26 protein-coding genes are annotated in these 25,770 nt (G+C 44.6%); 17 read left to right on the top strand and 9 right to left on the bottom strand.

From position 1 onward, the window contains the following. Position 1 precedes the first annotated feature (1 nt). Positions 2-301 carry a DUF3301 domain-containing protein gene (locus tag R7044_RS14265; protein ID WP_225455637.1) on the top strand — a complete coding sequence of 100 codons (300 nt, stop codon included), beginning with the start codon at positions 2-4 and terminating at the stop codon, positions 299-301. Here R7044_RS14265 and R7044_RS14260 read toward each other — a convergent pair. After that, the gene (locus tag R7044_RS14260; protein ID WP_225455640.1) at positions 261-746 is read right to left on the bottom strand and encodes a GNAT family N-acetyltransferase; all 486 of its coding nucleotides are present in this window, start codon (positions 744-746) and stop codon (positions 261-263) included. The genes R7044_RS14265 and R7044_RS14260 overlap by 41 nt on opposite strands. 932 nt (positions 747-1,678) lie before the next feature. Between R7044_RS14260 and R7044_RS14255 the strand changes: the two genes are divergently transcribed. The 8 genes from R7044_RS14255 (at position 1,679) to R7044_RS14220 (ending at position 8,843) form a co-directional block, all read left to right on the top strand. After that, positions 1,679-1,972, top strand: coding sequence for a hypothetical protein (locus R7044_RS14255; protein ID WP_005391777.1), 294 nt, complete (start codon positions 1,679-1,681; stop codon positions 1,970-1,972). Further along, positions 1,969-2,418, top strand: coding sequence for a YaiI/YqxD family protein (locus tag R7044_RS14250; RefSeq protein ID WP_005380310.1), 450 nt, complete (start codon positions 1,969-1,971; stop codon positions 2,416-2,418). The genes R7044_RS14255 and R7044_RS14250 overlap by 4 nt, the downstream gene beginning before the upstream one ends. Positions 2,419-2,612: 194 nt before the next feature. Continuing rightward, on the top strand, positions 2,613-3,602 hold the full coding sequence (locus R7044_RS14245) for a ketoacyl-ACP synthase III (protein WP_017636033.1): 990 nt from the start codon (positions 2,613-2,615) through the stop codon (positions 3,600-3,602). Continuing rightward, positions 3,599-4,585, top strand: coding sequence for an NAD-dependent epimerase/dehydratase family protein (locus R7044_RS14240; protein ID WP_017636032.1), 987 nt, complete (start codon positions 3,599-3,601; stop codon positions 4,583-4,585). The genes R7044_RS14245 and R7044_RS14240 overlap by 4 nt, the downstream gene beginning before the upstream one ends. After that, complete coding sequence (locus R7044_RS14235) at positions 4,554-5,417, top strand: MBL fold metallo-hydrolase (protein WP_017820759.1); 864 nt, start codon at positions 4,554-4,556, stop codon at positions 5,415-5,417. The genes R7044_RS14240 and R7044_RS14235 overlap by 32 nt, the downstream gene beginning before the upstream one ends. Beyond that, complete coding sequence (locus R7044_RS14230) at positions 5,405-6,673, top strand: F390 synthetase-related protein (protein WP_225455636.1); 1,269 nt, start codon at positions 5,405-5,407, stop codon at positions 6,671-6,673. The genes R7044_RS14235 and R7044_RS14230 overlap by 13 nt, the downstream gene beginning before the upstream one ends. After that, complete coding sequence (locus R7044_RS14225; protein ID WP_225455635.1) at positions 6,661-7,770, top strand: ATP-grasp domain-containing protein; 1,110 nt, start codon at positions 6,661-6,663, stop codon at positions 7,768-7,770. Before R7044_RS14230 ends, R7044_RS14225 begins: the two co-directional genes overlap by 13 nt. Beyond that, positions 7,770-8,843: a hypothetical protein gene (locus tag R7044_RS14220; protein ID WP_225455634.1), complete on the top strand. Its 1,074-nt coding sequence runs from the start codon at positions 7,770-7,772 to the stop codon at positions 8,841-8,843. The genes R7044_RS14225 and R7044_RS14220 overlap by 1 nt, the downstream gene beginning before the upstream one ends. 106 nt (positions 8,844-8,949) lie before the next feature. On the opposite strand, the gene R7044_RS14215 is transcribed toward R7044_RS14220, so the two are convergent. The 3 genes from R7044_RS14215 to R7044_RS14205 form a co-directional block, all read right to left on the bottom strand. Continuing rightward, on the bottom strand, positions 8,950-10,536 hold the full coding sequence (locus tag R7044_RS14215) for an AbgT family transporter (protein WP_005380301.1): 1,587 nt from the start codon (positions 10,534-10,536) through the stop codon (positions 8,950-8,952). A 229-nt stretch (positions 10,537-10,765) separates the two neighbouring features. Beyond that, positions 10,766-10,891, bottom strand: coding sequence for a type B 50S ribosomal protein L36 (gene ykgO / locus R7044_RS14210; protein WP_005380299.1), 126 nt, complete (start codon positions 10,889-10,891; stop codon positions 10,766-10,768). Between the two features lie 3 nt (positions 10,892-10,894). Beyond that, positions 10,895-11,155 (bottom strand): type B 50S ribosomal protein L31, encoded by a 261-nt coding sequence (locus R7044_RS14205; protein ID WP_005380295.1) that lies wholly within the window; start codon positions 11,153-11,155, stop codon positions 10,895-10,897. 123 nt (positions 11,156-11,278) lie between these two features. Here R7044_RS14205 and tsaA point away from each other — a divergent pair, with 123 nt between their 5' ends. From tsaA to R7044_RS14180, 5 genes are all read left to right on the top strand, one after another. Continuing rightward, complete coding sequence (gene tsaA, locus R7044_RS14200; RefSeq protein ID WP_025768239.1) at positions 11,279-11,974, top strand: tRNA (N6-threonylcarbamoyladenosine(37)-N6)-methyltransferase TrmO; 696 nt, start codon at positions 11,279-11,281, stop codon at positions 11,972-11,974. A gap of 111 nt (positions 11,975-12,085) precedes the next feature. Beyond that, on the top strand, positions 12,086-13,801 hold the full coding sequence (locus R7044_RS14195) for a proline--tRNA ligase (RefSeq protein WP_017820763.1): 1,716 nt from the start codon (positions 12,086-12,088) through the stop codon (positions 13,799-13,801). A 177-nt stretch (positions 13,802-13,978) separates the two neighbouring features. Then, positions 13,979-14,647 carry a tellurite resistance TerB family protein gene (locus tag R7044_RS14190; RefSeq protein ID WP_005380291.1) on the top strand — a complete coding sequence of 223 codons (669 nt, stop codon included), beginning with the start codon at positions 13,979-13,981 and terminating at the stop codon, positions 14,645-14,647. 111 nt (positions 14,648-14,758) lie between these two features. Further along, on the top strand, positions 14,759-14,965 hold the full coding sequence (locus R7044_RS14185; protein ID WP_005391765.1) for a YaeP family protein: 207 nt from the start codon (positions 14,759-14,761) through the stop codon (positions 14,963-14,965). Beyond that, entirely contained in the window at positions 14,965-15,156 is a 192-nt protein-coding gene (locus R7044_RS14180) for a DUF4250 domain-containing protein (protein ID WP_005380289.1), read from the top strand. Before R7044_RS14185 ends, R7044_RS14180 begins: the two co-directional genes overlap by 1 nt. Before the next feature lie 104 nt (positions 15,157-15,260). On the opposite strand, the gene R7044_RS14175 is transcribed toward R7044_RS14180, so the two are convergent. Further along, on the bottom strand, positions 15,261-16,625 hold the full coding sequence (locus R7044_RS14175; protein ID WP_005391763.1) for a sodium-dependent transporter: 1,365 nt from the start codon (positions 16,623-16,625) through the stop codon (positions 15,261-15,263). 378 nt (positions 16,626-17,003) lie between these two features. On the opposite strand from R7044_RS14175, the gene R7044_RS14170 reads away from it, so the two are divergent. Next, positions 17,004-19,550, top strand: a complete 2,547-nt coding sequence (locus R7044_RS14170; RefSeq protein WP_053304077.1) for an Ig-like domain-containing protein — start codon at positions 17,004-17,006, stop codon at positions 19,548-19,550. Between the two features lie 90 nt (positions 19,551-19,640). On the opposite strand, the gene R7044_RS14165 is transcribed toward R7044_RS14170, so the two are convergent. Both R7044_RS14165 and R7044_RS14160 read right to left on the bottom strand, forming a co-directional pair. Next, complete coding sequence (locus R7044_RS14165) at positions 19,641-20,384, bottom strand: YggN family protein (RefSeq protein WP_053349826.1); 744 nt, start codon at positions 20,382-20,384, stop codon at positions 19,641-19,643. 61 nt (positions 20,385-20,445) lie between these two features. Beyond that, positions 20,446-20,925 carry a GreA/GreB family elongation factor gene (locus R7044_RS14160; protein ID WP_005380280.1) on the bottom strand — a complete coding sequence of 160 codons (480 nt, stop codon included), beginning with the start codon at positions 20,923-20,925 and terminating at the stop codon, positions 20,446-20,448. 76 nt (positions 20,926-21,001) lie between these two features. On the opposite strand from R7044_RS14160, the gene R7044_RS14155 reads away from it, so the two are divergent. Then, positions 21,002-22,927: an ATP-dependent DNA helicase RecQ gene (locus tag R7044_RS14155; RefSeq protein ID WP_225455633.1), complete on the top strand. Its 1,926-nt coding sequence runs from the start codon at positions 21,002-21,004 to the stop codon at positions 22,925-22,927. Here R7044_RS14155 and dinB read toward each other — a convergent pair. Both dinB and R7044_RS14145 read right to left on the bottom strand, forming a co-directional pair. Beyond that, positions 22,924-23,988, bottom strand: a complete 1,065-nt coding sequence (gene dinB / locus R7044_RS14150) for a DNA polymerase IV (RefSeq protein ID WP_025768236.1) — start codon at positions 23,986-23,988, stop codon at positions 22,924-22,926. The two genes, R7044_RS14155 and dinB, sit on opposite strands and share 4 nt — an antisense overlap. A gap of 76 nt (positions 23,989-24,064) precedes the next feature. Then, positions 24,065-24,298 carry a DUF2789 domain-containing protein gene (locus R7044_RS14145; protein WP_005380277.1) on the bottom strand — a complete coding sequence of 78 codons (234 nt, stop codon included), beginning with the start codon at positions 24,296-24,298 and terminating at the stop codon, positions 24,065-24,067. Positions 24,299-24,485: 187 nt separating this feature from the next. Between R7044_RS14145 and R7044_RS14140 the strand changes: the two genes are divergently transcribed. Further along, the gene (locus tag R7044_RS14140) at positions 24,486-25,703 is read left to right on the top strand and encodes a response regulator (RefSeq protein ID WP_047102622.1); all 1,218 of its coding nucleotides are present in this window, start codon (positions 24,486-24,488) and stop codon (positions 25,701-25,703) included. Positions 25,704-25,770: the final 67 nt, after the last annotated feature.

The raw sequence follows: 25,770 nt of genomic DNA, 5'->3' as shown, positions 1-25,770 counted from the left end.
AATGATTGGTGATCTTTTAGCAACTTTAGGGCTCTGCTTTTTCTGTTACCTGTTTTGGCAACAGCGTCGCCAAGCCGAACTCGCAAAAGCGGCCATCACGCGTAAATGTGAGCAATTGGATCTCCAATTAATCAGCATCGCCTTTGGTGCCCATAAACTAAAAACGCCAGACGGAGTCTGGCGTTGGCATACGGTGTATCAATTTGAGTTTTCATCTCTTGGTGACGATTGCTACCAAGGAGAGTTAACCATGGTCGGTTTCAGGCCGCAGAACTTTCACCTACCACCGCATCGCTTGTAAATTCCATTTCAAAGCAAGGACCATATACATCCTTACTTTCTTTTGTTTTAACAAATCCCAGCTTTTTCAGTACCGCCATAGAAGCTTGATGATTGCTATTCACGTTAGCTTTCACCTTATTCAAGCCCAACTCCCGGTACGCTTTGGGGAAAAATGCTTTTAGTGCTTCCGTTGCTAACCCTTTACCCCAATATGATTTATCAAAAATAAACCCTAATTCAGGTTCGGAATCGAGATTAGCAATGAACACGTGCCCCATATAGTCACGACTGGTGCTCTCTAGCACTGCCATACTATAAATGTTCTCATCATCCAGTATTTTCTCAAACATCTGTTTGGCAGACGCAACTGTATACGGACCATTCAATTCAGCACGGTTTTTCGCACAGCAATTCAGCATGACGAATTCTAGTTGCAACGACTCATTGTAGGGTAGAAGAAGCATTCTTCTGGTTACTATGGCCACATCTGTTCCTTGATTACAACAAACTTAATCTATCCGCAGATCACAAACTCGATGAGCTGAACATGCTCAATGATTGCGGGCATAACACCTTGTAGAGAAGCCGAAAGTTAAACCAACTGGTTGGAAAGGATATTGATCTGAGTTGTTTTTTATTAAGTGTTATTAGGAATTTATATATTTTGTGATATTGATATCCCCAAGTAACATCGAGATGCTTAATTCAATGAGAACACTGGATATCGTTTTTATATAAGAAAGACCCCGACACATAAGTATCGGGGTCATGGTCTTACTCGCAGCAGTCCGGCTACTAAAAGTGCTCCATGCATCATCCATAATAGTGGCTGATTCCGTCAGCTTATTCCTTACGTCGCCGTCCTAGCGGTGTCCTTATCATCCTGACTGCTAACATTCCTCGTTAGCACACGTCACTTGTTCCTTGAGCGGTGTCCCTTGCATCTTCCTGATGCTGTCCATAACCTCAATCCTAGAGGGGTCCATTGTCTATCCTTAGTCATCAACATCCTATTGATGATCGTATCCTTACAATGTCCTACGCTCCATGCTTGATTAATCATCCTGACCAACCAAATCGTCTTCCTGACGATAACCAAATCCTTGGTGCTTTCCTGTTCCATGTCTGCTTCCTGCTGACAACTCTCAATTTACGCCTTTTCCAAAAATAGACAATCTATCCAAGATAAATATTTGGCTCTCACATTGGTTAACAAGTTGTTAAATCATTATTTATCAGAAACTTAAGCTCTTCAGCTTCTCTTTTTCCGCTTACGAAATCGTTTTCTCTCACAACCTATGTAAGAGATCTCTCACACTACACTCTCCAAAATGCCATTCGCCAAATCAGCGCACTCAACGTATGATGATAGATATATCGTTGTTAAGGATTAAAAATGTTAACTCAAGACGTTACTAAAGAATTAGAAGCGGCAATGGAACAGTTGCAACAACAAGGAAAAGAGCCAACCGTAGCGTTAGTGAAAGCACGATTGAAAACGCCAGTTCCAATGCCAGCGTTAATCACCGCAATAAAAAGTTGGAAGAGTGCTCAACGCGTACCCAAGGTTGAAATCGCAGCACAGCACCACACCGATAATGATCGTCTTGAAGCCCTAGAACGCACCGTAAAAATGCTAGCCATTCGTATTGAAGAGTTAGAAGCGAAACTCAGTGAGAAATCATCATGAAGTTATGGGTAGATGCAGACGCGTGTCCGAAAGTTATTCGCGAAACCATTGTGCGTGCCGCCGAACGTACGGGGATTGAATGTACGTTTGTCGCTAACCACGTTGTCCCTGTGCCGAAAAGAGACAACATCCACTCGCTGCAAGTCCCTGCGGGATTTGACATCGCAGACAACGAAATCGTCAAGCGTGTAGAAGCCAACGATTTGGTGATCACGTCAGATATTCCGCTTGCAGATGAGGTTATCTCTAAAGGCGCTCAAGCCCTCAGTTCTCGTGGCGAGCTCTATACAAAAGACACCATCAAAGCTCGCCTAAATATCCGCGACTTTATGGAAACCATGCGTTCAAGCGGAATTCAGACAGGTGGGCCCGCCGCGCTTTCTCAAACCGATCGACGCGAATTTGCAAACCATTTGGATCGTATTTTGGCGAAATTTAAGAAGTAACCCTCACTCTATTCATATTGAGCCAGCAAATCAAAGCCTGGCTCATTCCTGAAAATTCATTCTCAGCATTGCACCCAAAGCGTGCTCTTACTCCCATTTGTTTTGTTCTGTTTATTTTTCATCTCGCTCGCCATAGCTTCAATATGCAACGTGGTTTATTTTGAACGACGTTTTTAATAAGTGTATAGAGAATAATGGGCTTTAACATCGTTTCCAGTGGAAGCTACCTGCCAACGAATCAATGGTCTGATCGAGAGATGGATCGCTTCCTAAAATTAGCGCCAGGGACCTGCCGAAATAAATTCGACGTTGAATATCGTCATGTAGCCAATACAAAAGAGACCGCTATTTACATGGCAATGCAGGCAATAGAGCAGTGTTTAGGAAACACACATACCTTAAGCTCCGTTGATCTTCTTATCTACGCTAGCGGCACACACCACCAGTCTCTACCCTACGACGCCTCAGCGGTTCTCGCCGCGTTAGACGCTCCAACATGGCTAGAAAGCTTTGATTTGAACAGCACCTGTTTATCCTTTCTCTCTGCGCTTGATCTTGCTCAGAGTCTATTCTTAGCAAAACGGTACCGTCGGATTCTTATTGTCACCAGCGAACTCGCCACTGGCATCACACTGAATCGAAATTTTACGCTCAAACCAGAAGTTGCAACCTTATTCGCGGACGGTGCCGCCGCATTTTTGCTCGAAGAACACGACGATGATGGATTGCTCACCAGTCACTTTGAAACGCATCATACCGGGTATTCATTTTGTCAAATTAAGGGCGGAGGTAGTCATATCAATCCGCATACCTCCGAGCATCAAGCCTATTTAAAAAGTTGCCAGTTTGAGATGGAGGGCAAAGCACTCTTTAAACATGTGCGTAAAGCCTTACCAGCGTTTCTAAAAAAAGGGTTTGACGCCTCTCCGGTAACACTCGGCGATATTGATTATTTTCTTCCTCATCAAGCCAGCGCGCATGGATTAAAAAAACTGCCTTCACTCACCGGGCTACCAACAGAGAAAACCGTTAATCACTTTTCGACTTTGGGAAACCAAGTCGCCGCCTCACTCCCAATTAACTTACACTGGCTGCGTAATCAGCCAGAAACCGCAGGAAAACATGTGTTATTAGCTGGCACCGCCGCAGGGTTGTCGCTAGGGATGGGAGTGCTAAAACTATGAAGATATTGGTCACTGGTGGCAGCGGGATGTTGGGTAGCGCAATTCTGAGAATGTTTCACCAGCAGCATGAACTGCATTTTATAGCACGAAATACAGTCATCGCTAAACAACTCGCCGAGCAATTCGATGTTATCCCACATATAGTCGATTTAAGAGACCACTCAGCAGTTCATGCGGTATGCCAAGGTATGGATGCAATCATCCATTGTGCCGCTCTCTCAAGCCCATGGGGAAAGTGGCAGGCGTTTTATCAAGCCAATGTAGATGCCACCAAAAACCTCGTCAATGCGGCTAATACCTATCAAATCTCGCGTTTTATCCATATTTCCTCCACCAGCGTCTACTTTGACCATCAAGACCGTTGGAATATTCGAGAAACCGACGCCATAGCTTCATACTGGTGTAATGATTACGCACACACAAAATACCTATCGGAAATTGAAGCCGTAAAAGGCCAAAGCAAAGCGATCATTTTAAGACCGCGTGGCATTTTTGGACCCAATGATCGCGCGATTATCCCAAGAGTGCTTAAGGCGATAAAAAACAACACTCTGCTTCTGCCATCGGGTAGAAATCCTGTGGTTGATCTGACTTATGTCGATAACGTTGCCCATGCAGCGATGCTCGCTTGCACTCAGGCAGACCGACTTCAGCATGGTGATGTGTTCAACATTTCCAACAACGAACCAATGCCAATTGAGACTGTTCTGCAAGCTTTATGTGAGGGGTTAAACCTAAAAGTAACGTTACAATCATTACCATATGGCGTTGTATCACCATTATTAAAGCTCAGTGAGCAAATACGAAGGCACTTACCACATCAGCCAGAACCAAGGCTCACCTCATACAGCGCAGGATTGTTTAACTATCATCAAACTCTGGATATCAGCAAGGCGAAACAAACACTGAATTACCAACCGCTTTTTTCAATTCAAGAAGGAATACAGCAGTATGCAAACTGGTCTAAAAATAAAAATCTTTGAGGCTGGACACTGCGTACACCCAGGCTTTGTTGTCAAACCAGGTTCTGGTATCAAGCCTAGAGCATTTCCGGCAGCCGTTGCGTTAATTCAGCACCCAACACAAGGCAACATCCTGTTTGACACGGGATATCACGAGCATTTTTTTAGCGCGACTCGCCCCTTCCCTGAACGTTTTTATGCTTGGACAACACCTTGTCGCTATAAAAAAGAACACGGAATTGTTGCGCAGTTAGCAAAAGAAAGTCTCAAACCTCATGATATTGAACACTTAGTACTTTCCCACTTCCATGCTGATCACATTGCTGCCGTGTCTGAGTTTTCCCACTCTCAATTGCATTGCCAACAAAAAGGGGTGGATGCAATTACTAAAAGTGGTCGAATTGGAGGCGTAAGAAAAGGATACCTAAAAGCTCTACTTCCTCCACAACTTGAATCTAACTTATTCATTCATAGTGACTTTTCTGTATCAATCAGCCAAATTCTTCCTCAGTGCCAAGGTGTTAATTTGCTCTGTAAAGACATGTTCGACGATGGATTTATTTATATGGTTAGCTTGCCAGGCCATGCAGCTGGCCAAGTGGGCTTGCTGGTTAAAAGAGACCAAGGTTGGCTGTTCTTACTCGCCGATGCATGCTGGTTAATCGAGAGCTTGAGTGAAAATATCGATCAACATTGGCTGGCGAACATGCTTTGCGATGATACAAAAGCCTATAAAAACACCCTCTCCGAGTTGAGAAGTTGCTACCAACAAACCCACCACTTTGTTCGCTTCGTGCCTTCACATTGTCAGGAAACTATCCAGCAGCTAATCAAAGAAGGATGGATGAAGTGAGAACGCTTATCTCAGAATTCTGGCGAACCCGCTACCGCCCCTTCGGCTCAAGGGAACAAGTCGAAACATGGCAGCAACAACACTTAACGCAACACTTGGATTGGGTATGCCGCCATTCACCGTATTACCGCTCACTTCAAGGTGCACCACTCAGTGATTTCCCTATCATGAATAAGCAAACCATGATGGAGAACCTTTCAGAGTTGAATACGAAGGGCTTAGATGCTGAACAGTTAATGCAGCAGGCACTCAAAGCAGAGCAGTCACGCAACTTTGCCGCTTCGAAAGTTGGCGATGTTACGGTTGGGCTTTCTTCGGGCACATCAGGCATGCGCGGGCTGTTTCTTGCTGACAAGCAGGAAACACAACTGTGGGCCGGCAATATATTGGCTCGCCTTTTGCCCAACCTATGGCAAAAGCACCGAATTGCACTAGCCTTGCGGGCCAACAGCCCACTGTATAAATCCGTCGCGAAAGGGCCTGTTACATTCTTTTATGCCGATTTAACCAAACCTTACCAAGAATGGATAAAAGAGCTAGATGAGTTCCAACCCACGCTTTTGGTTGGTAGTGCGCAAGCTCTTCAGCTCTGTGCCCAGTTCAGCGGTCAATTTGGTCAACCCGAAATTCAACCACAGCGGATCATTTCTGGTGCAGAAGTCCTAACTGAGAGTGACCGTCACTTTATTTCTCAACGGTTCGACAGCGAACTCCATGAAGTCTATCAATGTACTGAAGGTTTTCTTGCATGTACTGATCAGCATGGACAAATGCGCTGGAATCAGGATGTTATTTACATCGAAAAACATTGGCTGAATACCGAACGTACTCATTACAGCCCAATTATCACCGATTTTCGTCGTAAAACTCAGCCCATTATTCGTTATCAGCTCGACGATATTATTGAGAATAAACAGGATAATGGCGTATTTGAACCTCTTGGCACGATTGCCGGACGATGTGGTGATCACCTCACGCTAAACGCAAACCACGTCCCAGTTACGGTGTTACCAGATCTCATCTACCGCGCTATAACACTATCTGCCAAAGGTCGCGTGGATTACCGAATCACCCAAACAGGGTCACAAGCCATTCAAATTGAAGCGGATGTTCACCACCATCGGGTTATACACCAAGCCTTGATAAAGTTGTTTGACCAATTGCGGCTTGATCCTGTCAGATTTAGTTACCGCCCTGCGCCTATTTGGACGCCAATGAATAAACAACGACGTGTGGTGAACATATGCGGGTCTTAATCACCGGAGCCCGAGCACCAGTTGCACTAGAGTGGGCAACCATGTGTATGCATCATGGGCATGACGTAACTCTCACCGATTCGCTAAAAAAGCCTCTGGGATCGTTTTTTCGAGGTATCGAGTCTTATATACCCACCGCTTCACCTCGATTTGCGTTTCCCACCTATCAACAGCAGATCCTAAAAATCATTACTCAGATGCGTATTGATATAGTGATACCCACTTGTGAAGAAGTGTATTACTTGGCTCATGTTGCCAAACAATGCCCAGAAGTAGATTTTTTTCTGCCCAATGTGGGACTACTCAATGCCCTGCACAACAAGTTGACCGTCTTTGAACAGCTTCAGGGTTTGCCAGAAATCACACTTCCAAAAACTCGTTTGGTCGCTGATAAAAGTGAGATTGAAATTAATAAGAGGACCGTTCTAAAGCCCGTTTACTCTCGGTTTGGCGGGCAAGTCATAAGAGATGTGACGACTCAGTCTATTTCTGCCGCCACGATATCGCCCCTTTTTCCTTGGGTTCAGCAACAAAAAATCCAAGGGACTCCGGTGTGTAACTATGCCATTTTTGAACATGGTGAACTTAAAGCACACCAAGCTTATGTACCGAAATACTGTGTAAACAGCTCGGCCGCCAGTGCTTTTCAGCCGATCTCGTGCGAACGACTAGATAGATTTATCGCAACTTTTGGTAAACGTCATACTTATCATGGGCAAGTGTCGTTTGACTTCATCAAATCACAAGATGAACTCTACGTGATTGAATGTAACCCAAGAGCCACCAGTGGTTTGCACCTACTCTCGTCTAGATGCAGTCAACTGCTCCCTAATATGGCATTTACTGCCCCTTCCAAACAGCGACTGCATCATTTAGGGCCAATAACACTCATCGCTGAAGGAGGGTTATCCCTGTTCAAGGCTCGAACTTGGCAAGATTGGTGGTCTGGAGTGAATGTGATGCAACAGCATAACTTACCGGTCGGGAGCCAAATCCGGAGTATGTTTGAATTACTCCGGTTAGCTAGGCAGAACAAGACGAAGTGGAGCAACGCTTCTACCGTTGATATTGAGTGGAATGGAGAGGCATTGAACTAATGACGCTTTCCTCTCAAGAATGGCATAAAACCTTTATCACTCTTATGCAGTCGAATCCCATTGATGAATGCACAGCACGCTTTGGTTGCTACTATATCGATGATGTTGCCATTCCCTACTCCGTAACACCAAAAATACCAAACAACTGTTATGCCGTGTCCCCTATGACACTGCTTAGTGGCTACGCCGAAGAAGAGCTTCACAAAGTCAAAAATGTGGCTGTTCGATGGGTATGTAAGTTACTTCTTAATATGACTAAACCAATCTTATCATTGGCTGGATTGGATCAAGTCCAAACGCTCAACAATCAGTGCTTGTCCACCAATATGTATAGCGAACAATGGGCAGCCTTAAATCTCGATGAACTGCGTCGCGTCGCACTCGATAAATATCCCACCTTTCCCTTGGTACTTCGCTCCATTAACCAACGTCAACAATCACGCTTTATTCAGCGATTAGAGCAGCAGCAATGGCAAAGCTTGGTAACACGACAAGTGTATTTACTTGATGATTGGCAAGCGTTCAGCTTCAACCGAGATTTAACGAAAGACTTCAAACTGCTTAATGATAAAGATTGGCAGTTTAGACCACTTACCACTGATGAAGAGTTTCAGCGTGCCAAAGAGTTATATGACATACTTTACCTTGATAAATACAGCATCAATAACATCCAGTTTTCAACCCAATATTTAAAACAGGCGAGCCAGAACAAATTAGTAAAGTTAGTGGGACTGTTTTATCAAGAAGAGATGCTGGCTACGTTAGGCATTGTAGAAATTGATAATGATATGACTTGCCCAATTTTTGGCTACGATACCAATAAGCCACAACGCCTCGCATTGTATCGTCGAATATCGGCCTATACCATCCGCCACGCAATGATATTCCAGCGTCGCTTTAATATGAGCTCAGGTGCTCCGGCTTTTAAACGCAACAGAAAAGCCCAGCCAGAAATTGAATTTAGCTATGTGTATATTGCGCACTTACCCTGGTACAAACGCATAATTTGGAAAAGCTTGTGCTGGCTCACTCAGCACTTTTATCGCCCTTTGTTGATACGTTTTCAGCTATAATCCGACATCTATAATCAGGTAAGCCTGCGTACACAGTCTCAATCGATAAAAAAGCCTGCGACGTTCGCAGGCTTTTTATAATGGAGCTGTGTGAGGTAACCGTTTTCTACGGTGTGTAGTATGTTGCTGCGCCAGGGCCTACTGGTAAACCAAATACGAATACCCATAGGTAGAACAGCACACTCCAACCTACAATGAAGCAGATTGAGTAAGGTAGCATGGTCGCGATCAGCGTACCGATACCTAAGTTCTTCATGTAACGAGTCGCTACGGCAAGAATCAAACCAAAGTAGCTCATCATTGGAGTAATGATGTTTGTCGTCGAGTCACCAATTCGGTAAGCAGCCTGAATCGTTTCCGGTGCATAACCAACAAGCATCAACATAGGAACAAAAATCGGAGCCGTTACTGCCCACTGTGCCGATGCCGAACCAATCATTAGGTTGATAAATCCACACATCAGGATGAAGGCAAAGAACAACATTGGGCCAGTTAAGCCAATTTCTTGCAGGAAGCTAGCGCCAGCAACCGCGAATACCTGACCGAAGTTAGTCCATTTAAAGAAAGCAACGAACTGAGCCGCAAAGAAAACTAATACAATGTACATGCCCATAGAAGACATAGATTTCGCCATTGCATCAATTACATCGCGATCCGTCTTCATCGTGCCAACAACTTTACCAAACACAAAGCCTGGAATAGCAAAGAACACAAAGATGAATGCCACGATACTTTTCAGGAATGGTGAACCTGCAATTGTACCTGCATCAGAACGTAGAATGCCGTCTTCTGGAACAACCGTCCAAGCAAGCAGCGCTGAAACAACCAGTACAGCAACACCTGCTAGTTTTAGGCCTTTCTTCTCAATGTCTGTTAAGCCACCCATTTTGTCGTTCGACAAATCTTCTGAGGCTTCTTCTTCACTGTATTTGCCAAGCTTTGGCTCAACAATTTTTTCAGTAACAAACGCACCTGTGATTGCAATGAAGAATGTCGACACAAACATGAAGTACCAGTTAACTTCTGGACCAACAGTGTAAGTTGGGTCAATCATTTGCGCCGCCGTTTCAGTAATGCCTGACAACAGCGGGTCAACCGTACCAATAAGTAGGTTTGCTGAGTAACCACCAGATACACCAGCGAACGCCGCAGCAAGACCGGCAAGTGGATGACGACCTAAAGAATGGAACAGCATTGCAGCCAGTGGAATAAGTACCACATAGCCAAGCTCTGATGCCGTATTTGAAATGATACCCGCGAAAACGACCGTCACTGTTACCATGCGTTGTGATGCACCCATGACTAAGCCACGCATTGCTGCAGATAGCAAGCCTGAGTATTCAGCAATAGCAACACCCAACATCGCAACCAATACCGTACCCAAAGGTGCAAAGCCGACAAAGTTTTTCACTAGATTGGTAACGATTAGTTCAAGGCCATCAGCGTTAAGCAAGCTAACGACATGAATCATGCCATCCGCGGCACGACCTTTTGCACCCTCAGGACGAGGATCAACTACGGAAACTTCGAAGTATCCTGCAATACCCGACATCACCAGAATGGCTAAACAGAAAATGGCAAATAGTGTGATCGGGTGGGGTAATAAGTTCCCCAAATATTCGACAGTATCCAAAAAGCGCGTAAACAGCGGCTTCTTAGGCGAGTTTTGTTTAATTGAATCAGATGAACTCATCTGTTCCCTCCTTGTTTTTATTCCTATGCAAATGTGACAAAAATGTCAAAAAGCGTGCGAAGGGTACTTGAGTAGAAGGTCAAATAAAAGCCCTAAATGTTACAAACTGTGACGAACAGAGGCATTTATAACCAACATTGAATAAAAATGTAGATATTTCATCCATGTAAGATAATTAACTCAACATTATCAATTAAACAAAACCATAAGTTAGATATATGCAGGTTGATTACTTTTGCACAGCTTTGAATCTCGGGTTCGTTTTACAAATGACATAAAGACGCCCTCTCCGTTTTACAATCTGGCAATCCGGATGACGACTTTTTGCACTTTTTAATGATTTTACTACCTTCATGATTTATTCCTTTTCGCTCTTAAATTGACCAAAACGACGGTTGAAGTTCGCAATGCGACCTTCGGTTTGTACAACGCGCTGTTTACCGGTGTAATACGGGTGAGAAGCTGACGACACATCTAACGTAAAGTAAGGGTAAGTTTTGCCATCTTTCCATTCGATGGTTCTCTCCGTTTTCAACGTAGAACCAACGACAAAGTACTTATCTACACTGGTGTCGTGGAACACCACAGGACGATATTCAGGGTGGATTCCTGGTTTCATAATACTTTTCCTTTTAATTAAATTGTTATGTTATAACATTTTAATTAATAATCATTATCAACAAGAAAAGCAAGAGAAATTTGTGATACTTTTCATCTCAATGAATTCTTAAAGATGTCCACCATGTATTCCATCGAACCCATCGGCGTCATTGAGACACCGTACAAAGAAAAGTTTGCAGTTCCGCGCCAACCACGCTTAGTACCAGAGGCTAAAGCACGCGTAAAACTGTTAGGTGCAGCAAATAGCCCTGAAGCAGTGCGTGGGCTAGAACAGTTCTCTCACGTTTGGTTGTTGTTTCTATTTGATCAGAATCTGGAAGCTGGTTGGAAACCAACTGTACGTCCGCCACGATTAGGCGGCAATGAACGAATTGGTGTCTTTGCCTCGCGCTCGACTTTCCGTCCAAACGGAATCGGAATGTCAGCCGTTGAAGTGAAAGGAGTCACTAAGCAAGGCGATCAAATCTATCTTGATTTAGGCAGTGTAGATCTCGTGGATGGGACACCGATTGTGGATATTAAGCCTTATATTCCCTATTCGGATTCTATTTCGGAAGCACAAGGCGGATACGCAGACCAAGAACCAGAAAAGTCACAAGTCACCTTTTCTGCTCAAGCATTAGCAACGATAGAAAATCGACCCGATACTGACTATGTAAGATCAGTCATTGAACAAGTTCTGGCACAAGATCCTCGCCCTGCATATAAGAAAAACAAGCCGGACGACAAAGAATATGCGGTAAATTTGTTCGACTTGAACGTAAAGTTCACAGCAACAAGCAACTTAATAACGGTTACCGCTATTGAAAGCTTTTGACAAACGCAATTGGCTGATATTATAGACGGCTAACAAATTTCCCTTTAGGGAACTCCCATACTCCTGCTTATTCAAGCTTGAGTATCTAACTTAAATAAACGGATAAATTTAATGCGTACCAGTAATTATCTTCTTTCTACTCTGAAGGAGACTCCAAACGACGCAGAAGTAGTGAGCCACCAGCTCATGCTACGTGCAGGTATGATCCGTAAGCTGGCTTCAGGTTTATACACCTGGCTACCTACTGGTCTACGTGTACTGCGTAAAGTCGAAAACATCGTTCGTCAAGAAATCGACAATGCAGGCGCAGTCGAAACTTTGATGCCCGTTGTTCAGCCGTTTGAACTATGGGAAGAGACAGGCCGCAGCGAAAAGATGGGTCCTGAGCTACTTCGCTTTACTGACCGTCATGTTCGTCCGTTTGTACTTAGCCCAACCGCTGAAGAAGTGATCACTAGCCTTGTTCGCAATGAAGTGAGCTCTTACAAACAGCTTCCGCTAAACCTGTACCAAATCCAAACCAAATTCCGTGACGAACGTCGTCCACGCTTCGGTGTAATGCGTTCACGTGAATTCTCAATGATGGATGCGTACAGCTTTGACATTGATAAAGACGGCCTACAAAAGTCATACGACGCAATGCACGATGCTTACTGTAAAGCATTCGATCGCATGGGTCTGGATTACCGTCCTGTACTTGCAGATAGCGGTGCTATCGGTGGTAGCGGCTCTCAAGAGTTCCACGTACTGGCTGAAAGCGGCGAGGATATCATCGCATTTTCTAGCGAGTCAGATTACGCGGCAAACATTGAAAAAGCAGAAGCACTAGCTCCAGCCTCTGAGGCTGCGGCACCAACACAAGAAATGACGTTGGTTGATACGCCAAACGCGAAAACAATCGCTGAATTGGTTGAGCAGTTCGAACTACCAATTGAAAAAACAGTGAAAACACTGTTTGTGAAAGCATCTGACGAAGTTGATACGCCAATCATCGCGCTTATTATTCGTGGTGATCATGAACTGAACGAAGTGAAAGCAGAAAACCTTCCTCAGGTTGCAGCTCCATTGGAAATGGCATCTGAAGAAGAAATTCGTGAGCTTATCGGTGCAGGCCCTGGTTCACTAGGCCCTGTTGGCCTTAAACTGCCGTTCATTGTTGACCGCAGCGTTGCGGTAATGAGCGACTTCGGTGCGGGCGCGAACATCGATGGCAAACACTACTTCGGTATTAACTGGGGTCGTGATGTAGAGCTTGGTCAAGTTGAAGACCTACGTAACGTTGTGGAAGGTGACCCAAGCCCATGTGGCAAGGGCATTATCCAGCTTAAGCGTGGTATCGAAGTTGGCCATATCTTCCAACTAGGTAACGCTTACTCCGCAGCGATGAACTGTGGTGTACTGGGTCCTGATGGTAAGAACGTCATCCTAGAAATGGGTTGTTACGGTATCGGTATCACTCGCGTAGTAGCGGCTGCTATTGAACAAAACCACGACAAATACGGCATCATCTGGCCAGATGCAATCGCACCATTCCAGGTAGCGATCGTTCCAATGAACATGCACAAGTCAGAAGAAGTGAAAGAAGCCGCTGAGAAATTGTACGCTGAGCTAACAGCAATGGGCATCGAAGTGCTATTTGACGACCGTAAAGAACGCCCAGGCGTAATGTTCTCTGACATGGAGCTTATTGGTGTACCGCATACCATTATTATCGGTGACCGCTCAATGAAAGAAGGCAACTTCGAATACAAGAACCGTGCTACTGGTGAGAAAACAGCAGTCGCAATGACTGACATTGTTGAGCACGTAAAAGCTCAACTAAAGTAAGCACTAGACGAGTTCGCATTTGAGGTAGTTTCAAATAGTTAAAAAGGGTTGGCTTCGGTCAGCCCTTTTTATTACAGCTCAACGCCCCCCTCCACCTTTTTCGAACTATTCACTTTGTTAATCTTTGGTTCAGCTTCTTGCTATTAAACTGATTTCATCATCTAAAGGAGGTCAGTTATGGATTTAAAAAGTCTTCTAAACCAAGCACTCAAATCAGACTTACTTAAGCAAGGTGCAGATGCATTGGGCAAACAAACCAACAACATCAAATCCTCATCAAATTCAAGTAGCCTAAAAACGCTAGGAGCAGGTGCTGTAGGCGGAGGCCTCATCGGTATGCTGATGGGCTCAAAGAAAAGTAAAAAAATGACTAAAAAAATAGGGTCAAGCGCATTAAAAGTCGGTGGCGCAGCTGCGCTTGGAGCCTTGGCCTACAAAGTGTATAACGACTGGCAAGCCAAGCAATCCGGTCAAGGTGTTCAAGAAACCTTTGACCCCGATGACAGTAAACACAGTGTCTTAATTTTAAAAGCAATGATTGGAGCTGCAAAAGCTGATGGTCACGTTGATGAAGAGGAAATGGCGCGCATTGAACAAGCTCTCGCGGATATGGGCGCAGATGAGCACGTTCGTCACCTCGTTCAGCAAGAGTTAAACAAACCGCTTGATCCTGCTGAAATTGCTAATCAGGCGACCTCTCCTCAACAAGCGTCAGAAATTTACCTGGCGTCTTTGATCGTCGCTGATGAACAAAACTTTATGGAAAAAGCGTATCTGCAAGAACTAGCAAAACAACTTCAACTTTCACCAGAAGTCACTCAGCAGTTAGAAGCACAAATGCAGTGATTAAATCTCGCTCAAGCAAACCTTCAACTTGAGCCAAAACAACTCTGTACTTTGAGTTTCAAATCCGCTGTGTGTATATTGAGATAAGTTATCATTTAGTGGAAAGAAAACATGCAAGTATACGGCTGTTGTGAACTGGTTCGTGAGCTTTATGCTCAGATTGGTAGTGGCGATCAAGCTTATATTCCCCAAGCAATTTCATGTGCAGTTAAAGCACTGAACGATGTTGCAGCGGATGAGTCCCTGCCTAAAGAAGTGCGTGAAAAAGCGGCATTTGCTGCGGCAAACCTACTGATTTCAGATTTTGAGGATAAGTAATGAATCTAGCGAACTTTGAATCCATGGACCCTGTCATGCTGATGAGCATTGTGAATATGAAGCTACGCGATGACTTCGGAGGTGATCTGGACAAACTGGTGGCTTTCTTCGATATCGAGCGCACAGCACTGGAGACAAAACTGGCTTCTGCTGGTTTTGACTTTCTTCCAGAAGCAGGACAATTCCGTTAATCCACACCATGCTTGGCGGATAACCGAAACGAGAATAACCAATATGAAAAAGGGCTTGATGAGTTACCATCAAGCCCTTTTCTTTTATTCGATAGACGTCTCGGTTAGCCAAATGAAGCCCAGATGACTGTCGCCACAAGAATTGGACATACAAACTTCACATACGCAGGCCATAACTTACCAAACCAACCTTGCGTAAACTCCGGGCAACCTTGCTCAAGCTCTTTGATTTTTGAGTTGCGATTCCATACCCAACCACCAAATAAGCAGAATAAGAGCGCAGCGGTTGGTTGTAGATACTGAGTAGCAACCGTCGCGACCATACCAAATAGAGCACCAAAATTATAAACAATCACCACACTGAACAAAGCAATGAGACCACCTAAAACCCAGCTCGTTGCGCTGCGCTTAGTATTGAAGCGCTCACTCACTAAAGCCACTGGACACTCTAACATTGAAATGGAAGACGTTAGCGCCGCAATCGTCAACAATAAGAAGAACACAATAGAGAATAATTGACCAAGCAAACCTAAACTATCAAACATTAGTGGCAATACCGTAAACACTAACGTATCTGAGCTTAAGAGAGAGCCATCTTCTGCATAGATTTGAACGCCCTTTTGCATTGCTACAAACATCGCTGGCATCACCACTAACCCTGCAATGAAAGCAACGGCAGTATCTACCATGGTCACGTTCATCGCCATCTTTGGTAGGTTCTCTTTCTTACTCAAGTAAGAGCCATAAATCAGCATTGAACAGCCACCGATCGTAAGCGAGAAGAAGCCCTGTCCCATTGCAGCAAGAATCAACTTGCGGTCCCATACCTTTTCAAAATCCGGCACTAGGTAATGTTTCAGACCTTCCATCGCACCGTTTTGCGTCATGATGTAAGCAAATAGCAGAGCAAACAAAACAAACAATGCTGGCATCAAACGTGTGGACCACTTCTCAATACCTTGTTTTACGCCACCTTGTACGATGAGAATCGTCAGTACATAAAAAGTAATGGTTCCGAACAAGTTACGTTCAACACTAAAGCCCTTTAGCCATTGAGTTGCAGCTTCTAACCCCATTAGATCTGTGATTGCACCCAGTAAAAAGCAGATCAACCAACCACCAACAATTGAATAAAACGCTAAGACAGCGCTTGGTACGCTTAAACCAATCCAACCCACAATGCCGCCGAGCTTTTTACCGGCAGGGTTATCTGTGATTGCACGCATACTGTCTACAGGGTTGGCTTGACCATGGCGACCAATCGCCATTTCAACCACCAGCATCGGAAATGCGACGATAAGAATCATCACCAAATAAACTAACAGGAAAGCACCGCCACCATTACTGGCTGCTTGAGTTGGGAAGCCCCAAATATTGCCAAGGCCAACTGCGGCACCTGCGGCAGCTAAGATGAACCCGAGACGAGAGCCAAAATGCTCGCGAGGCTGAGAAGAGGTTTGCTGTGTCATACTACTCACACAAAAATATCATTGAACTAGCTAACTAGTACACTATAGCAATATTCACTATTCAACAAGAGCACCTCGGTTAAATCCTCGACAGTTGAAACAATTTGTAGTCATTCAGCTTGTAAATTTTAACGTACATCTCATATTCATCGCTCAAAAGCCTCGCGACTGTTGTTCGTTTTACGTGGCTGAATTTTACCAATCCTTCTGCCGTGAAGTGAGCCGAAAAATAATGAGCTCTGGTGTAAGGGACGAACTGTTCCTCGTGATACTGTGTCGAAAAGCAGAATATTGTGCTTCGCTTTTTCCCCCTAATGTCTATTTATCAGCTAGTTATTACTCTGTTCTCATTTATACCCATGATTCAAGGAGAGGAAAATGAAGGTCACCCTACTTCACGGAGCGATGGTTGTAGCACTCAGCGCCAGCTACCAAGCTCAAGCCTATAACTGTCAAAGTTTACCCGACTGGGACAGCACTGCGACTTATACATCGGGCGCTTTAGTAAAAACGCAAGGAGCCGCTTATGAGGCTGCATATTGGACGCAAGGCAATGATCCCGTGACCAACTCAGGATCTTGGGAAGCATGGAAAGCGTTAGGGCAATGTGATGGTGGAAGCAACAATTTATCACCAACGGTGTCGTTCTCCTCTCCAATAAACAACGCACAAATTCCCGAAGGCAGTGCGATCACTTTGTTAGCCAACGCAACTGACGAAGATGGCCAAATCACACAAATTGAGTTTGTTGCAGGCAACCAAACCGTTGCTGTGGTAACTCAAGCACCATTCGAAGCTTCTTGGACCGCTATTGAAGGGATCTCGCAATTGACCGCAATTGCGACAGATAATGAGGGAGCTGTTAGCACCACGACGATTTCTATCCAAGTTCAACCACAAGTCGAATTACCGCCACCAAGCATTTCATTGACAAGCCCAGTAGGCACAGAAGTGCTTAATGTAGGCGATAACCTAACCGTAGCCGCTCAAGCTGACGATATTGATGGTGTGGTCACACAAGTTGAGTTCTTCGTAAACAATCAATCTGTCGCCATTGATACTAGCGCACCTTACGAATATCAATGGACCGCTAGTCCAGGTACATACTCGTTCAAAGCACAAGCGACTGATGATACAAACCTCGCAACGATGAGCCAAGAAGTAGCGCTGGTTATTAGTAATTCAGAAACCGGAACGGGCGGATGTGCAGATGCAGTACCTTATGTGGCAGGCACAAGTTATCAAGCTGGCGACCTGATTTCTCACTTCAACCAAAAATATCGTTGTGATGTTGCTGGTTGGTGCTCCTCGGATGCGACATGGGCTTACGAGCCTGGTGAAGGGCTATACTGGCAAGATGCTTGGAGTGGCCTAGGTGCTTGTTCGACACCACCGCAAGTTACCATTACGGCACCAACGGATGGACAAGTCGTGCTCGCTGGCAGCAATAACGAAATCACGGCAAACGCAAGCGATGCTGATGGCACAGTCACGCAAGTTGAGTTTTTTGCGAACAACACCAGCTTAGGGGTCACCACTCAAGCGCCATATTCCGTTACTTGGAACGCCACACTTATTGGCGCTAACCAGCTTAAAGCCGTCGCAACCGATAATGATAACAACACGTCAGAGTCCCTGGTTGGTGTGGAAGTCAGCGATAAAGATTTGGTCGTCTCTCTGACTTCACCAAGCAGCGGTCAAACCGTCGGATTAGGCAAAAGTCTCGCATTAAGCGCCGATGCAACGTCTTTAACTTCAGGCATTAAACACGTTGATTTCATGATCAACGGCTCTATTGTTGCAACCGATACCACAGCACCTTACACAGCCAACTGGACACCAACTGCACTTGGTAACTTTACAGTTAGCGCCCAAGCTGTGGATTTGTCAGGAAGCAATGCACTGTCTGACGCCGCAGCAATAACGGTGGTTGAGCAAGTAGAGAAACGCCATAAACTCATCGGTTACTGGCACAATTTTGTAAATGGTGCGGGCTGTCCAATTCGTCTAGCAGATATGGCAGATGCTTGGGATGTGATTGATATTGCCTTTGCTGAAAATGATCGCAACAGTGATGGCACTGTGCACTTTAATCTATATTCAGGCGATATTTACAGCGATTGTCCAGCACTCGATCCAACACAATTCAAGCAGGACATGGCAGCGCTTCAAGCTAAAGGTAAGAAGTTTGTTCTCTCTCTTGGCGGCGCAGAAGGCACGATTACGCTGAATACCGACCAAGATGAAGCCAACTTTGTCTCTAGCCTAACAGGTCTTATCGCTGAGTGGGGCTTTGATGGTCTAGATGTGGATTTAGAGAGTGGTTCTAACTTAGTTCATGGCTCGCAAATTCAAGCTCGCCTTGGTCGTGCTTTGCTTCAAATAGAGCAAAACATGGGTGGAGATATGTACCTAACCATGGCGCCTGAGCACCCTTATGTTCAAGGCGGCTATGTGGCTTACAGCGGTATTTGGGGAGCTTACATTCCTGTGATAAACGAGACACGCAGCACGCTCGACTTGCTTCACGTCCAGTTATATAACAACGGCGGTTTGCCAAACCCATACCTGCCAGGCAGTGCACCAGAAGGCTCTGTGGATATGATGGTAGCGCAATCTAAAATGCTTATCGAAGGTTTTGAGTTGGCCGACGGCACTCAATTTGCACCATTGCGCGATGATCAAGTCGCAATCGGTTTACCTTCAGGTCCTAGCTCGGCAAATTCAGGGCAGGCTCCAACACAGAATATTATCAACGCACTAGATTGTTTAACCAAAGGCACTTCATGTGGCACCGTAAAACCAGCGTACCATTACCCGAATTATGCAGGAGTAATGACATGGTCTATCAACTGGGATCAGCATGATGGCTTTAACTTCTCAAAACCTGTCGGCGATAAACTCACCGAGATGAATGCGCAATAAGCTATCAAAGAATAAGCGAGTAAAACGCAAAGAGAGCACAATAGTGCTCTCTTTCTTTATCTCATCGAGTTTTTGCTTTTTAATGAGTAATTAAATCGTAAATACTCGGTAATCTTTTAGCTCAGGGATTTTCTTCAACAGATCGTTTTCTTGCCCTGCCATGTCATCCAGCGAATCGCACAAGTCTTCTGCTTGTTGTTCTACCTCTTTTGAATGCTCGGCTAAACGCTCTTCTACTTTCGCGCTGAGTTCAGCCATACTCTCTGATAATGCAGTGAGGTTTATCCCTCCCTCTTCCTTCATTTTTTTCGATAAAGCATCCAACGAACTCGCTAAAAACTCTTTATTGAAGATCTCTTGTGCTTTTGCAAAGTCTTCAGTCCACCCTTGTGTCATGGACTCAAAACTTTCCGCTGGTAGAATGAAATCGCCATCTTTGTAGTAACGTGATTCAACATCAGCGAAAAAGTCCTGTACTGCGACTTTGACGTTATCAAACGCGCCAGGTGCGTCTAGGCTTTCCGCGACATCATCGATGATGTCATTTGCAAGCGCTAAACCATCACTCGCCAACTGCTTTGCTTGTGGAATATACGCGTTCATTTTTTCGCGATAGTCTTCAATTGCCGCTTTTTGGTCGGCATTGAGTTCAATTAGCTCACCTTTGATGAAGAGGTTGTTATCCTCATCCACGACAGCTTTATCACCTGTCGTTTGGCGAATTTCCAAGCTTTGCCCATCCATACGGACTTCATTATTGATGTCCACACGACACTGCGCTGCATAACCAGTAGCACTGACCATCAGCAATGAGAGTGTAAAAAGCTTTTTCATGTCATTCTCTTTTATTTAACATTACTCGTGTTAAACATAACACTGAGTGATACATGAGATGTCAGCAAATCGTCACGACTTCGTAACAAGTTGTTTTATCTCCTATTTTCACGTCAACCTCATCACCCTCTTCTTTCCCGAACAACGCTCGACCCAGAGGAGATTTGGCTGTTAAGACAAAGACTTCCAGAGTCTGATATTGAACAGTCAAACCACCAGAGCAAGGGCCTACAAAGAAGTGCTTTTCGATCAAATTCTCATCTGCGAGAACAACGTAAGCACCAACACCAACAGGCGCATTCTTAAAGTTACGAGTCACTAAAGAACGATATTGACGCAACTCCTCTTCACTATCTTGAATTCGCATGGCTTGTCCATGAGCAAGATACGCGGCTTCAAGTGCCAATGTATCGTACTTGTGCTCGGGAACAGTTTCTTCATCTGTGGCGGCATCGATAGCTCGCTGAGCCGATGAATGGGCAACTTGAAGTTTTTCTTCCAGATGTTGGATGATAATTTGGACTAAGTCAGCTTTGTTCATACTTTTAGGACGCGCGTTTAGTATTCGGGGTGTGTTAATGTAGCCAAGTTTACCATCAAAGAAAGGTTTCCCTATTATGCAAAGTGACTCGCTGCATCAAACACTTCAATCTGTATTTGGTTTTGACTCATTACGCCAAGGTCAGCAACCCGTTATTGAAGCCGTTATGAATGGTTACTCTGCTGCGGCAATCTTTCCTACAGGCTCGGGGAAGTCACTCTGTTATCAACTACCTGCAACCATATTACCCAACCTTACGTTGGTGATCTCTCCGTTGTTGGCGTTAATGAAGGATCAACTGAGCTTTTTACAAAGTAAAGGAATCGCGGCCGCTTCTATCGATAGCAGTCAAAGTAGAGAAGAAGCACAACAGGTCATGGCTGGCGTGAAGAATGGACAAATCAAAATCTTGATGATTTCTGTTGAGCGACTAAAAAATGAGCGTTTTCGTGAATTCATTCGCCAAGTACCGATTTCTTTGATGGTCATTGATGAAGCGCACTGTATTTCCGAATGGGGGCATAACTTTCGTCCAGATTATCTCAAACTACCGCAATATCAACGTGAACTGAACATCCCACAGTCTTTACTTCTCACCGCAACGGCAACGCCTGCAGTTATTGAAGACATGCAAAAAAAGTTCGATATTTCCAGTGAACATATTACCGTTACAGGCTTCTACCGCTCTAATCTGGATATCTCGGTGATCCCGTGTGAGGAAACAAAGAAACAAGAACAGCTCAGTGAGATCATCGCCTCTTCACCTAAGCTTCCGACCATCGTATACGTGACGCAGCAGCAAACAGCAGAACGAGTAGCAAAGTCATTAATCCATATTGGCATTAACGCTCACGCATACCACGCTGGCATGAAAAGCGACGTTCGTGAACAAATCCAACAGCAGTTCATGGATGGCCAAATTGACTGTATTGTTGCAACGATTGCATTTGGTATGGGGGTCGATAAATCTGATATTCGACGCGTCATTCACTTCGACTTACCCAAATCAATCGAGAACTACGCACAAGAGATTGGACGTGCAGGCAGGGACGGGCAACGCTCGGAGTGCATTCTGCTAGGCAATACGTCCGGCCTAACGGTGTTGGAGAATTTTGTCTATGGTGACACACCAGAATTTACGTCAATTAACTATGTAGTCGAGCAAGCGAAAGAACATGCTCCACAATGGGAGGTAGTGCCACTGCGTTTGTCGCGTGAAAGTAATATCCGCCAATTGCCACTCAAAACCTTGTTGGTTTATTTGGAGCTACATAACGTCATTGAAGCAAAGTACAGTTACTTTGCGGAATATCGGTTTAAGTTTTTGCACGATCAGCAATTTATTGTGAATCAATTTCAAGGCGAGCGACGTCAATTTGTGGAGGCTATTTTTTCCTGCTCACAAAAAGCCAAAGTGTGGTGCCAAGTTGATCTAGAAGCGCTATGGATGAACTATCAATCGGAACGCAGCCGAGTTGTCGCAGCGCTCGACTATTTTCACCAGAACGGCTGGATAGAACTAGAGAGCAAACAACTGACGGACGTGTACTCAGTTATGCCAACCAAACAGAGCTCGGATGTTTTAATCCAACAACTGTCTGAACTGTTCCAATCCAAAGAAAGCAAAGATATCGAAAGAATCCACACCATGCTGCACTTGTTCCAGTCCGAGCACTGTTTGAGCTCACAATTGGCGAACTACTTTGCGGATCACGATGCACCAAAGCAATGTGGTCACTGCTCCGTGTGTCGTGGTCACGTCGCCACATTCACAGCACCAGAACCTGAAGATATTGAACAATCTCAAGTATCGATATGGGCGCGGGAGTTTATTCAGCTTTCCCCATCGGCCATCAGTAATGATGCCGTTGCTCGCTTCTTGTGCGGAATCAGCACTCCTTTGATTAGCCAGCTAAAAGCCTCAAAGCTAGCAGGTTATGGTGCAATGGCAAATGTAAGTTTTGAGCAGGTATTAACGCAGGTAGAAACGGTAAGGGCCTAAAAAAAGCTCAATTGACGCGCTTGGTCTTCGGGCTTGAGCATCACGTTCAAGCCTAAAAGGCGAATTTCCCGTCCATTTTGGCGTTTAAGAATATCTCTTAGCAAGATCTTGAAGTCCTCAAGCTCTAATTGCGGATGGATGTGCTCAATTGTTGTCAGTTGAAAGTCGGCAAATTTGACTTTAATACCTTGTTTAATAATCGACTTATCTGGGCTTGCACGCTCTAAACGTTTCTCGAGTTCGGGATAAAGTTTCTCCTCAATCACTTGCCAACATTCATCATAGGTTGCGATGTTCTGGCTGAATGTCCTTTCCACACCGACGGACTTTCTCTCGCGCTCAACAACGACTTCTCGATTATCAATTCCATGGCTTCGCTGCCATAAGGAGGCACCCTGACGACCAAACTGCCTCAACAACTCTCGATAGTCACTGTTTTTAATGTCCTCACATCGATAAAAACCGGCTTGGTGGAGCTTCTCAAGACTCACCTTCCCCACACCAGGAATGTTCTCTAGCGGAAGACTATCGATAACCTCTTGGACTTTCTCTGGCGGAATCACAAACTGACCGTTGGGCTTGTTCATGTCTGACGCGACCTTGGCAAGAAACTTTATCGGAGCAATGCCCGCCGATGCCGTCAACCCAAGTTCACTCCAGATATCGCGGCGAATTGACTCTGCGATCAACGTAGCGGAGCCACGGCAAGCTGTCGAGTCCGTGACATCGAGGTATGCTTCATCCAATGAGAGAGGTTCAATGATAGGCGTATAACGCTCAAAAATAGCACGAATCTGCTGAGAGACTTGCTTATATACATGCATTCTACCGGGCACAACCAACAAATGAGGACAGAGTTGCAGCGCGCGCGCCGTTGACATTGCACTGCGAACACCATATTTACGCGCATCATAATTACAGGTGCTAATCACTCCACGCTGCTTTTCATGTCCGCCAACAGCGAGTGCAATGCCACGGTAACTGGGGTTATCTCTCATCTCTACGGCAGCATAAAAACAATCCATATCGACATGAATAATTTTTCTAATTCGATCTGACATAGCCATCAAAGCACTGTTCAAAAAAACAGTATAAATCAAATCTACCTGAAGAGAAATGGGCGTGTTTAAGCGAACGTCAATCTCGAAGCATTACGTCCAATTGATCGACTAATTCGGCCCAATCTGCATCTTCTTCGATGGCTTGTTTTAGAAAGTTCGCCTGTGACATCGTCCAAAAGCTAGCTTCATGTAAAGGCGCAGAATCTCTTTTGTGTCGATGTTGATTAATAAAATCTTTCATTTCTTGAGGAGAGCTACCGAGGCCCAGTTGTTGAAATAGCTCAGCCATACCATGTTGATGCATTTCCATACTACTTTCTCCCTACGTTAGCTAAACATAATTATATAACTAAGACAGGAATAATGATGTGATGTTAACGGATGCGTGTCAAACATTTGAGTAGTTGTTCTACTTTTGGTTGACATGTGTTTTTTGATGGCGATAAGTTTAATTTTAGTTATCATTGATTTTAAACAATTAATTTTGGGGACTGCGCTTGAGTAATAAGATTCTGGTTGTTGAAGATAGTCGTGCATTTAAAAACTTTCTTTGCCAAACAATAAGCCAAGCTGGTTATGAGGTCATCGCAGCGGAAAGCTACGCGGAGGCAAAGAACTTGTTATCTTCAGCACAGGACCTCTTCTGTGCGGTTTTAGACTATTGTTTACCGGATGCTCAAGATGGCGAGATTATTGACCTCGTTTTGGAACATGGTCATCGTGTCATTGTTTTAACGGCTCGATTTCAAGAAGACACTCGCGAAAAGATGCTTGCAAAAGGTGTCCTCGACTATATTTTGAAAGACAGCATGGCGTCCGTTTCCTATCTATTACCACTCCTCAAGCGACTAACCAACAATCAACAACACAAATGTTTAGTCGTTGATGATTCACACACCGTAAGAAGACACATTGCCCAACTTTTGGAGCATCAATATATTCAGACGTTGGAAGCTGACAATGGGCAAAAAGCCCTAGAGCTTGTCGAGCAAAATCCAGATATCACTCTCGTTTTAACCGACCATGATATGCCCGTTAAAGATGGCATTACTATGGTGCGTGAATTACGTCGGAAGTGGGATAAAAATCAATTAGCCATTCTCGGCTTGTCGGGTAGTAACTCTAAGACCATGACGGCTAGGTTTCTAAAAGCAGGGGCCAATGACTTTTTATACAAGCCATTTAATCAAGAAGAATTTTTTTGCCGTATTCACCAACTGTTAGATATCAAAGACGCAACATCTGAACTGTTTAAAATGGCAAATCAAGATGCGCTAACGGGCTTATGGAACCGCCGCTTTCTGTTTGAGCAACCCCATGTAGAAAACGCTCAAAGAAACATCGCGATGCTTGATATCGATTTCTTTAAGCAAGTAAATGATACACACGGACATGAGGGCGGCGATGCAGTGTTAGTCATGATAGCGAATATTCTAAAAATCTATTTTCCAAATGATATTGTCGCTAGGCTTGGTGGCGAGGAGTTTTGTATTCAAGCCAGTGGCGACTATGACGGCTTTCTAACACGCTTAGAACAAATGCGACAGCGCATAGAAAAAACGCCAATAACTTATTTGGACAAAAACATTCTTGTGACCGCGAGTATTGGTGTAAGCAACATCGTGGGGGAGCTAGAACAACAAATAAAAGCGGCGGATGAGCGACTTTACATGGCCAAAGAGAACGGACGTAACCAAATCATTGCTTCGTCCTAATGATTATCGATGTAGTCTTGCTCTATAACATGAGAGAAAGAAACAACAAAACACGGTATTGGGCTCT

It is taken from the genome of Vibrio sp. 1402 (assembly GCF_033340275.1).
Note: the sequence above shows the minus strand (reverse complement) of the source record. Positions and strands in the feature narration are given on the sequence as shown.